10 protein-coding genes are annotated in these 12,120 nt (G+C 61.3%); 2 read left to right on the top strand and 8 right to left on the bottom strand.

From position 1 onward, the window contains the following. Positions 1-214: 214 nt before the first annotated feature. The 6 genes from gcsR to arcD (AC07NR_RS17265) form a co-directional block, all read right to left on the bottom strand. Positions 215-1,723 carry a transcriptional regulator GcsR gene (gcsR, locus tag AC07NR_RS17290; RefSeq protein WP_114885058.1) on the bottom strand — a complete coding sequence of 503 codons (1,509 nt, stop codon included), beginning with the start codon at positions 1,721-1,723 and terminating at the stop codon, positions 215-217. 209 nt (positions 1,724-1,932) lie between these two features. After that, a complete protein-coding gene (locus AC07NR_RS17285) occupies positions 1,933-2,295 on the bottom strand; it encodes a DUF5064 family protein (RefSeq protein ID WP_085709636.1) in 363 nt (120 codons plus the stop codon). A 64-nt stretch (positions 2,296-2,359) separates the two neighbouring features. Beyond that, positions 2,360-3,289 (bottom strand): carbamate kinase, encoded by a 930-nt coding sequence (gene arcC, locus AC07NR_RS17280; protein ID WP_495079036.1) that lies wholly within the window; start codon positions 3,287-3,289, stop codon positions 2,360-2,362. A gap of 73 nt (positions 3,290-3,362) precedes the next feature. Further along, positions 3,363-4,373, bottom strand: coding sequence for an ornithine carbamoyltransferase (locus AC07NR_RS17275; RefSeq protein ID WP_025126828.1), 1,011 nt, complete (start codon positions 4,371-4,373; stop codon positions 3,363-3,365). 69 nt (positions 4,374-4,442) lie between these two features. Continuing rightward, positions 4,443-5,699: an arginine deiminase gene (gene arcA, locus AC07NR_RS17270; RefSeq protein WP_495079035.1), complete on the bottom strand. Its 1,257-nt coding sequence runs from the start codon at positions 5,697-5,699 to the stop codon at positions 4,443-4,445. A 34-nt stretch (positions 5,700-5,733) separates the two neighbouring features. Further along, positions 5,734-7,161: an arginine-ornithine antiporter gene (arcD, locus tag AC07NR_RS17265; protein ID WP_265813437.1), complete on the bottom strand. Its 1,428-nt coding sequence runs from the start codon at positions 7,159-7,161 to the stop codon at positions 5,734-5,736. Positions 7,162-7,598: 437 nt separating this feature from the next. Between arcD (AC07NR_RS17265) and arcD (AC07NR_RS17260) the strand changes: the two genes are divergently transcribed. Both arcD (AC07NR_RS17260) and AC07NR_RS17255 read left to right on the top strand, forming a co-directional pair. Continuing rightward, the gene (gene arcD, locus AC07NR_RS17260; RefSeq protein ID WP_192552250.1) at positions 7,599-9,026 is read left to right on the top strand and encodes an arginine-ornithine antiporter; all 1,428 of its coding nucleotides are present in this window, start codon (positions 7,599-7,601) and stop codon (positions 9,024-9,026) included. Further along, positions 9,023-9,874, top strand: coding sequence for a DNA-3-methyladenine glycosylase family protein (locus tag AC07NR_RS17255; protein ID WP_495079034.1), 852 nt, complete (start codon positions 9,023-9,025; stop codon positions 9,872-9,874). Before arcD (AC07NR_RS17260) ends, AC07NR_RS17255 begins: the two co-directional genes overlap by 4 nt. A gap of 13 nt (positions 9,875-9,887) precedes the next feature. On the opposite strand, the gene AC07NR_RS17250 is transcribed toward AC07NR_RS17255, so the two are convergent. Both AC07NR_RS17250 and AC07NR_RS17245 read right to left on the bottom strand, forming a co-directional pair. Next, a complete protein-coding gene (locus tag AC07NR_RS17250; protein WP_495079033.1) occupies positions 9,888-11,234 on the bottom strand; it encodes a CoA transferase in 1,347 nt (448 codons plus the stop codon). 55 nt (positions 11,235-11,289) lie between these two features. Then, positions 11,290-12,045: a methyl-accepting chemotaxis protein gene (locus AC07NR_RS17245; protein ID WP_371320921.1), complete on the bottom strand. Its 756-nt coding sequence runs from the start codon at positions 12,043-12,045 to the stop codon at positions 11,290-11,292. Positions 12,046-12,120: the final 75 nt, after the last annotated feature.

Here is a 12,120-nt window from a genome sequence, read left to right as displayed (position 1 = left end):
ACGCGGCCAACGTAAAAATATCGTTATAAATCAATGAGTTGATATTTTATTGATGGGCTTTGAGGGTGGGGCTTGTAGCGAAATCGCTACAGCTTGGGGCGAAGAAAAAAGCTGAAGCGGATCAAAGCCTTGCACGGCGCTGATCGGAGGAGGGTGTAGCGATATCGTTCCGCTGTAGCGCTTTCAGTACAGATGGAGGTCGCTTTTGGCGGGGTCAGGCTTTTCCCGGAATCCCGTACTTGCGCAGCCGATGGGCAATTGCCGTGTGCGAAGTCTGCAGGCGGCCGGCCAGTTGGCGGGTCGAGGGATAGCTGACGTAGAGTTTTTCCAGCAGCGATTTTTCGAAGGCTTCCACCGCTTCTTCCAGGCTGTCGACGTCGGTGTCGGTCTGGCGTGCCACGGAGGTGCCTGCGATGTCGAGGTCGCCGATGTCCACCAGGCTGCTTTCGCAGATGGCGGCGGCGCGGAAAATCACGTTCTGCAATTGCCGCACGTTGCCCGGCCAGCGGTTGCCGAGCAGTGCCGGGTAAGTGCCCGGGGCGAGTCGGCAGACCGGGCGCTGGATCTGCGCGCAGGCCTGCTGCATGAAATAGCGTGCCAGCAACAGAATGTCCTGACCGCGTTCGCGCAACGGCGGCACTTCGACGTTGAGCACGTTGAGGCGGTAGAACAGGTCTTCGCGGAACAGGCCTTCGCTGACCATTTTTTCCAGGTCGCGGTGGGTCGCGCTGAGGATCCGCACATCGACTTTGACTTCGCGATCGCCGCCCACCCGACGGAAGCTGCCGTCGTTGAGAAAACGCAGCAGCTTGGCCTGCAAGTACGGCGACATCTCGCCGATCTCGTCGAGAAACACCGTGCCCTGGTTGGCCAGCTCCATCAGCCCCGGTTTGCCGCCCCGTTGTGCGCCGGTGAAAGCGCCGGGGGCGTAGCCGAACAGTTCGCTCTCGGCGAGGTTCTCCGGCAGGGCCGCGCAGTTCAGCGCCAGAAACGGTGCGTTGTGCCGGGCGCTGATGGCGTGACAGGCGCGGGCCACCAGTTCCTTGCCGGTACCGGTTTCACCCTGGATCAGCAGCGGTGCGTCGAGTGCCGCAACACGCTGCGCCCGGGCCTTGAGCGTGCGGATCGGCGGTGACTCGCCGAGCAGCGCATCGAATCCTTCGGCGTGATCGTGGTGTAGCGCCGAGAGTTGTTCGCCGATGCGGTTGGGTTGATACAGAGTCAGCAGGGCGCCGGCGTCGGTGATCGGCGTGGCGTCCAGCAACAGGGTCTGGCCGTTGACGGTGATCTCCCGCAGCGGCAAGCGGAAGCCCTGTTCGAGCAAGGTTTCGAGCAGGCCCGGATCGTTGAACAGCTCCGAGACACTTTCGCCCGCCGGCTCGCGACCGTACAAGGCGATCAGCGCCGGGTTGGCCAGCAGCACCTTGCCGGCGCTGTCCAGCGCCAGCACCGGGTCGGTCATCGCCGCGAGCAACGCGTCGAGCTGCAAGTGCCGGCGCTGGCCGGGCAGGATGTCGACCACCACCACGGCTTCCACGCCGCGCACCCGGAACAGCGCGTCTTTCAACTCTTCGAGCACTTGCGGGCTGAGGGTCGGGGCGTCGATGTAGACGTTCGGCGGGACCATTTCCACCGCATCCAGATTGAGATTGCGTCCACCGAGAATCGCCAGGACTTCCTGGGTGATGCCGACGCGGTCGATGAAACTGACGTGGATACGCATGGGGTGGTTCTGGGTTCTGGAGTGCGGAGGGGGGCAAGTATGCCTTGGGGCGGGGAAATGGTGAAACCGGGCGCGTTCTTCCGCTGGCTACATACCCTTGTGGGAGCGGGCTTGCTCGCGAATGCGGTGTATCAGCAATCAAGATATGGACTGACAGAGCGCTTTCGCGAGCAAGCTCGCTCCCACAGGGGGTATGGGGTGAGTTCGGGTTACTCGAAATGCTCGGGATTGACCGGATCCCCGGATTTCATATTCAACTGCGTACGGATGTCTTCAAACATCAGGTCGTAATGCTTGTGCACCGAGCCGATCTGGCTGTGGCTTTTGGGGATGCCGTACTTTTCGGCAATCTGCGTCACGTTGCGCGCAAAGTTGTAGGCCTCTTCCTTGGGCAGAAAGAACGGTTCGTTGACTTCCTTGCCCTGGATGCTTCCAACCAGCCGGAACTGTATCCCTTTGCCTTTTTGCGGATCCTGCGACACCTCGTATTCGAGGCGGATGTTGTAGTTGACGTCATCTTTGGTCAACGCGTGCCGCTCGATGTGCAAATGACCGGGTTCGAACTGGGCCATGGTGTTCTCTCCTTTCAAGGCATGGGAGAAGGGCAGACCTGGAGTCTGCCCCAGCATTTCTTTTTTATCGGTAGGTGATGCCGGGTTTCGAGGTGCTCACCCGCGTACCGGCGGTGCCCTGGACGATGGCTTCGATGTCTGCCAGCGAACCGATTACCGCGACCTTGCCAGTATGGCGTGCAAATTCGCAAGCTGCCTGCACCTTCGGCCCCATGGAACCGGCGGCGAAGCCCAGGCGTTCGAGTTCGTCCGGGTGGGCCTGGGCGATGGCTTTCTCGGTGGGTTTTTTGAAGTCGATGTACGCCGCGTTGACGTCGGTGGCGATCACCAGCAAGTCCGCTTCCAGCTGTTCGGCCAGCAGCGACGAGCACAGGTCCTTGTCGATGACCGCCTCAATGCCTTTGAGAGTGCGCTTTTCGTCGTACATGGTCGGGATGCCGCCACCGCCAGCGCAGATCACGATGCTGCCCTTGTCCAGCAGCCACTTGATCGGGCGGATTTCGAAGATGCGCTTGGGTTTCGGGCTGGCCACCACGCGACGGTATTTGTTACCGTCGGCCTTGACCACCCAGCCTTTCTCTATGGCCAGGCGCTCGGCTTCTTCTTTGGCATAGACCGGGCCGATGAATTTGGTCGGGTCCTTGAAAGCCGGATCCTTGGGATCGACTTCGACCTGAGTGAGCAGGGTGGCGAACGGGACTTCGAAGTCCAGCAGGTTGCCCAGTTCCTGTTCGATGATGTAACCGATCATGCCTTCGGTTTCGGCACCGAGCACGTCCAGAGGGTAGGCTTCATCGGGTTTATAGGAGAGGCCCTGCAACGACAGCAGGCCGACTTGCGGACCATTGCCGTGGGCGATGACCAGTTGATTGCCGGGGTGGATCTTGGCGATTTGCTCGGTGGCGATGCGGATGTTGGCGCGCTGGTTGTCAGCGGTCATCGGCTCACCACGGCGGAGCAGGGCGTTACCGCCCAGAGCTACGACGATACGCATAATGCAGTCCTTTCAGAATTCGGTGAGCCTGCGGGTGCAGCCTTTGGCGGCGCCCGCAGGTCAGGGGCAACGCTTACAGATCAGCCAGGGTCGATACCAGAATCGCCTTGATGGTGTGCATGCGGTTTTCCGCTTGCTCGAAGGCGATGCAGGCCGGCGACTCGAACACGTCGTCGGTCACTTCGATGCCGTTGGCCAGGTGCGGATACTGCTCGGCGATCTGTTTGCCGACCTTGGTATCGCTGTTGTGGAACGCCGGCAGGCAGTGCATGAACTTGGTGCGCGGGTTGCCGGTGGCTTTCATCAGTTGTGCGTTGACCTGGTACGGCAGCAGTTGCTCGATGCGCTCGGCCCAGGCTTCAACCGGTTCACCCATGGATACCCAGACGTCGGTGTGGATGAAGTCCACGCCTTTCACGGCGGCTTTCGGGTCTTCGGTCAGGGTGATGCGGGCGCCGCTTTCTTCCGCGTATTTTTTGCAGCGCTGCACCAGATCATCGTGGGGCCACAGGGCTTTCGGCGCGCAGATGCGCACGTCCATGCCCAGTTTTGCGCCGACCAGCAGCAGCGAGTTGCCCATGTTGTTGCGGGCGTCGCCCAGGTAGGCGTAGCTGATTTCGTGGATCGGCTTGTCGGCGTGCTCACGCATGGTCAGCACGTCGGCGATCATCTGGGTCGGGTGATATTCATCGGTCAGGCCGTTGAACACCGGTACGCCGGCGAACTTGGCCAGCTCTTCGACGATTTCCTGCTTGAAGCCACGGTACTCGATGGCGTCGTACATGCGACCCAGCACGCGGGCTGTGTCTTTCATGCTTTCCTTGTGGCCGATCTGCGAGGAGTTCGGGTCGATGTAGGTGACGTTGGCGCCCTGGTCATAGGCGGCGACTTCGAACGCGCAACGGGTACGGGTCGAGGTTTTTTCGAAGATCAGGGCGATGTTGTTGCCCTTCAGGTGTTGTTGCTCGGTGCCGGTGTACTTGGCGCGTTTCAGGTCGCGGGACAGGTCGAGCAGGTAACGCAGCTCACGTGGGGTGTGGTGTTCCAGGCTGAGCAGGTTACGGTTGTGGATGTTGAAAGCCATGATGGATCTCCTTCGGTGTCGGTTATCCCCCTGGCCGCTCTTTGTGAGTCGCGGCCAGGGCTCAGAGTTTTAGTAGTCGATCGGGTCGCGGATGATCGGGCAGGTCATGCAGTGGCCGCCGCCACGGCCACGGCCCAGTTCGCCGGCGCTGATGGTGATGACCTCCACGCCTGCCTTGCGCAGCAGGGTGTTGGTGTAGGTGTTGCGGTCGTAGCCGATGACCACGCCCGGTTCCACGGCCACCACGTTGTTGCCGTCATCCCATTGCTCGCGTTCGGCGGCGAAGCTGTTGCCACCGGTTTCCACCACGCGCAGGTTCGGCAGGTTCAGCGAGTTGGCCACGACTTCGAGGAACGTTTTGTTCTCCCGTCGTACGTCCAGACCGTAAGGTTTGCTTTCGTCAGGACGGATGATGAACGGCACGATTTCCTTTACCACTTCCGGAAAGATCGTGACCAGGTCGCGGTCGCAGAAGCTGAACACGGTGTCCAGGTGCATCGCCGCGCGGGATTTCGGCAGGCCGGCGACCACGACTTTTTCCACGGCGCCTTTGGCGAACAGCGACTGTGCGAGTTGGCCGATAGCCTGACGCGAAGTGCGCTCGCCCATGCCGATCAACACCACGCCATTGCCGATCGGCATCACGTCGCCGCCCTCGAGGGTGGCTTTACCGTGATCCTTGTCCGGGTCGCCGTACCAGACTTCGAAGTCGGCGCCGGTGAAGTCGGGGTGGAATTTGTAGATGGCGGTGGTCAGCAGGGTTTCCTGACGACGGGCCGGCCAGTACATCGGGTTGAGGGTCACGCCGCCGTAGATCCAGCAAGTGGTGTCGCGGGTGAACTGGGTGTTGGGCAGCGGGTCGAGCAGGAAGCTGGAGTGGCCCAGGTAGTCGCGGTACATCTTGATCACGCTGGCGCCTTCGCTGTCCGGCAGATCTTCGCCGGCCACGCCGCCGATCAGGAACTCGGCGAGCTTGCGCGGCTCCAGGCTTTCGAGCCAGCTGCGCACTTCGTTGGTCAGGCCGACGCCGACGGTGTCCGGGGTGATCTTGCGATCCAGAATCCATTTCAGCGCTTCGGGGTTGCCGACGATGTCGGTCAGCAGGTTGTGCATTTCCAGCACTTCGATCCCGCGCTCGCGCATCTTGGTGACGAAGTCGAAGTGGTCGCGCTTGGCCTGGTTGACCCAGATCACATCGTCGAACAGCAGTTCGTCGCAGTTGCTCGGGGTCAGCCGCTGGTGGGCCAGACCTGGGGAACAAACCATGACTTTGCGCAGTTTGCCGGCTTCGGAATGGACGCCGTACTTAACTTTTTCCGTGGTCATTTCAGTGATCCTCCAGAGATAAAACGTTTGGCAATTACAGAGTCAGGAAGCCGTCGTAGAGACCGTAGGCCGCCACCAGGGCACCCACGACCACCGCGGCGAAAATCAGCTTCTCGACGTTGGTGAAAACCGGTTGTTTGAGTTCGAGCTTGGCCTTGGCGAACAGGATCGCGCCGGGCGCATAGAGCAGTGCCGAGAGCAGCAGGTACTTCACGCCGCCGGCGTAGAGCAGCCAGATCGCGTAGATCAGGGCGATGCCGCCGATGATCAGGTCCTTGCGCCTTTCGGCCGCGAAGCCTTCGTAGCTTTCGCCGCGCACCGCGAGCAGCAGGGCGTAGGCCGCCGACCACAGGTACGGCACCAGAATCATCGAAGTGGCGAGGTAGATCAGCGACAGGTAAGTGCTGGCCGAGAACAGGGTGATGACCAGGAACAACTGGACCATCGCGTTGGTCAGCCACAGGGCGTTGACCGGTACGTGGTTGGCGTTCTCCTTGCGCAGGAACTCCGGCATGGTGTGGTCCTTGGCGGCGGCGAACATGATCTCCGCACACAGCAGCACCCACGACAGCAGCGCTCCCAGCAGCGAGATGATCAGGCCGACGCTGATCAGCACCGCGCCCCAGTGACCGACCACGTGCTCAAGCACGGCGGCCATCGACGGGTTCTGCAGTTTGGCCAGTTCCGGTTGGGTCATGATGCCCAGCGACAGCACGTTCACCAGCACCAGGAACAGCAGCACGGTGATGAAACCGATCACGGTGGCTTTACCCACGTCCGAACGTTTTTCCGCCCGGGCCGAGAAGATGCTCGCGCCTTCGATGCCGATGAACACCCACACGGTGACCAGCATCATGTTGCGCACCTGGTTCATCACGCTGCCCAGGTCCGGGTTTTTCACGCCCCAGATGTCGGCGGTGAAGATGTCCAGTTTGAAGGCGAAAATCGCGATCAGGACGAACAGCAGCAACGGCACAACCTTGGCGACGGTGGTCACCAGGTTGATGAACGCCGCTTCCTTGATCCCGCGCAGCACCAGAAAGTGCACGGCCCACAGCAGCACCGAGGCACCAATCACGGCGGCAACGGTGTTGCCTTCACCAAAAATCGGAAAGAAATAGCCGAGGGTACTGAACAGCAGAACGAAGTAACCGACGTTGCCCAGCCAGGCACTGATCCAGTAGCCCCAGGCGGACGAGAAACCCATGTAGTCGCCGAAACCGGCCTTGGCGTAGGCGTACACACCGCCGTCCAGGTCAGGTTTGCGATTGGCGAGGGTTTGAAAGACGAAAGCGAGGGTGAGCATGCCGACGGCGGTGATGGCCCACCCGATCAGTACCGCACCGACATCGGCGCTGGCGGCCATGTTTTGTGGCAAAGAGAATATCCCGCCACCGATCATTGATCCGACTACCAGGGCAACCAGTGCACCTAGTCGTAGTTTTCCGGGAGCTTCAGACATTGCATGACTCCATTGCAGGAGAGAAGAGTTCACAGCGTAGTTCTGTTGACTGTTCAAACAGCTGACATAGATCAGTGCATGGCCACATTCCATTGTTAATGAATGACTTATGAATCCACTGCAGGCATAAGGCTACTGTCTGGAAGGCCCGTCCCAGAGGCCTTTGGTCGATTTGATTGGGAATGGATCCTATTACTTTCGAGTTATCACGCTAGTTGCTTTTCAGGTTTTGGCAAATTTTTCACATCTGTTTTCAGTACAGAATTGATTTATTAGGATCGGCGCACAAAACTGACTTAACGTGCTAGGCGTTAGCGTCATCCGCTATATATAAGTGGGCGTTTGTTGGCATTACCTGATAAACGTCTTCGGCTATTAGCCGTTTAGTTAATAGTTGTTACAAATAAAACCTCACCACATCTTTCAAGGAGATTTGTATGTCGCAACCGACGCAAAAGCTGCGCCTTGGCGCGCTGATCGCCCTGGTGGTGGGTTCGATGATTGGCGGGGGGATTTTCTCCTTGCCGCAGAACATGGCGGCTCGTGCCGACGCCGGCGCCATCCTGATCGGCTGGGGAATCACCGCCATCGGCATGCTGACCCTGGCGTTCGTGTTCCAGACCCTGGCCAACCGCAAGCCGGAGCTGGATTCCGGCGTTTACGCCTACGCCAAGGCCGGGTTTGGCGACTACATGGGGTTCTCTTCGGCGTGGGGTTACTGGATCAGTGCCTGGCTGGGCAACGTCGGGTATTTCGTGTTGCTGTTCAGCACCCTCGGCTACTTCTTTCCGGTGTTCGGCCAGGGCAACACGCCGATCGCCATCGGTTGCGCCTCGGTGCTGCTGTGGGCCGTGCACTTTCTGGTGATGCGCGGGATCAAGGAGGCGGCGTTCATCAATCAACTGACCACCGTGGCCAAGATCGTGCCGCTGATCATGTTCATCGTCATCGCTGCCGTGGCGTTCAAGGCCGATATCTTCACCCGTGACATCTGGGGCCGCAGCAATCCGAATTTCGGCGGGGTGATGGATCAGGTACGCAACATGATGCTGGTGACGGTGTTCGTGTTCATCGGTATCGAAGGCGCCAGCGTGTATTCGGCGCGGGCCGAGAAACGTTCGGATGTCGGCCGGGCCACGGTGATCGGTTTCATCGGCGTGCTCGCGCTGCTGGTGCTGGTCAACGTGCTGTCGCTGGGGATCATGAGCCAGCCGGAACTGGCGACACTGCAGAACCCTTCGCTGGCGGCTGTGCTGGAACACATCGTCGGGCCGTGGGGCGCGCTGGCGATCAGCATCGGCCTGGCGATTTCGTTGCTCGGCGCGTTGCTGTCATGGGCGCTGCTGTGCGCCGAAATCCTCTTCGCCACGGCCAAGGACAAGACCATGCCGGCGTTCCTGAAAAAGGAAAATGCCAACCATGTGCCGGTCAATGCGCTGTGGCTGACCAACGTGATGATCCAGATTTTCCTGTTGATCACGCTGTTTTCCGCCGGTACTTACACCAGCCTGATCTACCTCGCGTCGTCGATGATTCTGGTGCCGTACCTGTGGTCGGCGGCTTACGCGGTGTTGTTGAGCGGGCGCGGCGAAACCTATGAACATGCCTCGGCCGAACGCACCAAAGACCTGCTGATCGGCGGTATCGCCCTGTGCTACGCGGTGTGGTTGTTGTACGCCGGTGGGGTGAAATACCTGCTGTTGTCGGCGCTGCTGTATGCCCCGGGGGTGATCCTGTTCGCCAAGGCCAAGCATGAGCAGGGCGAGCCACTGTTCACCACCATCGAGAAGGGGATTTTCACCTGCGTGATCGCCGGGGCCGGGCTGGCGGCCTACGGGTTGTACAGCGGCTTGCTGTCACTGTGAGGCTGCGGCTCGAATACCAGGCACCCTACGACTGGCCGGCGATGCTCGGGTTTCTCGCCGCGCGGGCGGTGGTCGGGATGGAGGCGGTGATCGATGGCGTGTATTCGCGCAGCATCGGTTTGGACGGCGTTCACGGCACGGTTTCGGTCTGGCCCGGTGACGGCGATGCGCTGGAGGTGGAGCTGGATTTCCCCGATCCGTCAGCGGTTCCCGAGATCATCATGCGCTTGCGTCGGCTGTTCGATCTGGACGCGGATCTGCCGACGATGCAACAGCATTTGAAGGCGGACCCGCTGTTGGCGCGGTTGATTGCCGAACGCCCGGGGTTGCGGGTGCCGGGTGCGTGGGATGGATTGGAGCTGGCGTTTCGGGCGGTGCTGGGGCAGCAGATCACCGTGGTCGGGGCGATCCGGCTGGCGGGGAAACTGCTGGCGCAGTATGGCGAGCCTTTGCGTTCATCGGTGCCTGGTTTGACTCACGTCTTTCCTCGGGCAGCTGTTTTGGCGAACGCCGATCTGGCAACGCTGGGCATGCCGAAAAGTCGCGGGCGTACTTTGTCCGGGGTGGCGCAGGCGTTGCTGGATGATCCGTTGCTGTTTGCCTCCGGGACGGCGCGGTTGCTGGCGCTGCACGGGATCGGCGACTGGACGGCGCAGTACATTGCCCTGCGGCAGTTGCGGGATATGGACGGGTTCCCGACCGGGGATGTGGGGTTGTTGCGGGCGCTGGAGGTTTTGGAGGGAGAGCGGCTGACGGCGCGGGAGTTGTCAGCCCGCGCCGAGGCCTGGCGACCGTTTCGCGGTTATGCGGCGCAGTTGCTGTGGACATCGTCGAGTCGTGCGGATTGAAACCCGCACGCAGTCAAAACCATCGCGCTTGATGTGAACCCAACTCGGTGGCCGGCAATGTCCACTGCAATGGCGTCCCGCTGATCTTCAAAGGCGCTTGCAGCCGATGCGCCGGCCCCCAGGGCGTCTGCTCCAGTCGCAAGCTCTGATCCTTGGCATCTTCCGGACGCAGCACTTCGTTCGTGCCCGGTTCCTGCTCGATCAACAGCTTCGCCGTCCGCGCCAGCGACAGTCGAGCGGACCCACCTCGACCACTGCGTAACCTTTCAGCCAGCAACCTGATCACACTCGCCGCCATCAGATATCCCGTCCCATGATCCAGCGCCTGCACCGGCAGCGGCGTCGGTTTGTCCGCCTGCTTCCAGCGCTGCCCGGCCTCGGCAATCCCGCTGCTCATCTGCACCAGGCTGTCGAAGCCCCGACGGTTCTGCCACGGACCGCTCCAGCCGTAAGCATTGAGACAGACGTCGATCAGCCCCGGTGCCAGTTGCCGGCGACGTTCGACGCCGAAACCGAGATGCTCAAGCGCATCGGCGCGATAGCCGTGGAGCAGAATGTCAGCGTCCTTGAGCAGGCTTTCAAACACCGCGCGATCTGCCGGTTGATGCAGATCCAGCCGCGCACAGCGTTTACCGAGGGTCACTTCCGGCACTACGCCGGGTTCGTTCCAGGTCGGCGGGTCGATGCGCAGGACATTGGCGCCTAGCCCGGCGAGAAAGCGGCTGGCGGTCGGGCCGGCGAGGACGCGGGTCAGATCGAGCACCTTGAGCCCGGCCAATGGCTGCGCCACCGAGCCATTCCAGGGTAGATGACCTTCCTCTCCATCACTGAAATGCACCAACGGCTCGGCATTCACCGCCAGGCCCTGCGGGTGTTTCTGCCACTGCGCCCAGCTGCGCATTTCGGCAGCACAACCCTTGGCATCGACCACCGCTTGCTCCAGATCGGCACTGGTCCATTGCGCGACTTTCGTCGCCATGGCCGCGCGGTCGGCGCAGGCACCCAGCACGCTTTCAGCGGCGGAGCGATGATGCGGGGCGTTGGTGTGCAGGCGGATCCAGCCGTCCTTTGTTGCGTAGTCTCCGGCCACTGGGTCCCACAGCGGCGGCACTTCCCAACCTATCGGTCGCAGTGAGGTGGCGAACCAGAACGAGGCGAGGCGACGGTCAACTTCAACGCTTGGCAACTGGCCGGTCTGCTGCCGAAGCAATTCGCCGACCGCTTGCCCGGCCGCGGCAATGCTCGCGCAGGCAAGGTCGGTGACGGCAAACGCCGAGGGCAGGGCGCCCTCGCCGGTGAACGGAATCGGCGTGCAGGGCAAGCCGAGTGCGGCTTGAATGGACGTGAGCAGATCAGTCATCGAAGGCCCTCCGGGAGAGGGCCTGATCATAGATCAGATGACGATCGGGGGGAGGTCAGACGCGGAACTGATCCATCAATTTCATCTGCTGACTGGCCAGGGCATTCAACTGGCTGCTGATCGCCGCCGATTCGGTGGCCTGTTCGGTCAGGGTTTCGGTGACGGTACGGATCGCCGAGACGTTGCGGTTGACCTCTTCGGCCACGGCGCTTTGTTGTTCGGCGGCGCTGGCGATCTGCAGGTTCATGTCGCTGATGACGGTGACCGCGTCGCTGATCTTGCCGAGCGCGTCCACGGCCTGGCGGATCTGCCCGGCGTTGTTGTGGGCCTGGGTCTGGCTCGAGTGCATGGTCGCGACCACGCCACGGGTGCCGGTCTGGATGCGTTCGATCACCACGCGGATTTCTTCCACCGAATCCTGAGTGCGCTTGGCCAGGTTACGGACTTCGTCGGCGACGACCGCGAAACCACGACCGCTTTCACCAGCGCGGGCTGCTTCGATCGCGGCGTTCAGCGCCAGCAGGTTGGTCTGTTCGGCGATGCTGCGGATCACTTCCAGCACCGAACCGATCTGTTCGCTGTTGACCGCCAGTTCCTCGACTTCGGTCACCGCCTTGCTGACTTCATCGGCCAGTTGATTGATGTCACGGGTGCTGCGCTCGATGATCGACATCCCGTCCTTGGCCGACTGATCGGCACCCTTCGCCGCGTTGGCGGCGTTCGAGGCGCTATTGGCCACATCGTGGGCGGTGGCGCTCATTTCGTTGGAGGCGGTGGCCACCTGATCGATCTCGCGGAACTGCACCTGCATGCCTTCGCTGGTCTGGCGGGCGATTTCCGACGACTGATCGGCGGTGCCTCGGGCCTCGGTGATGCTCTGTTTGAT

The organism is Pseudomonas sp. GW821-FHT09C09 (genome assembly GCF_059418105.1).
Note: the sequence above shows the minus strand (reverse complement) of the source record. Positions and strands in the feature narration are given on the sequence as shown.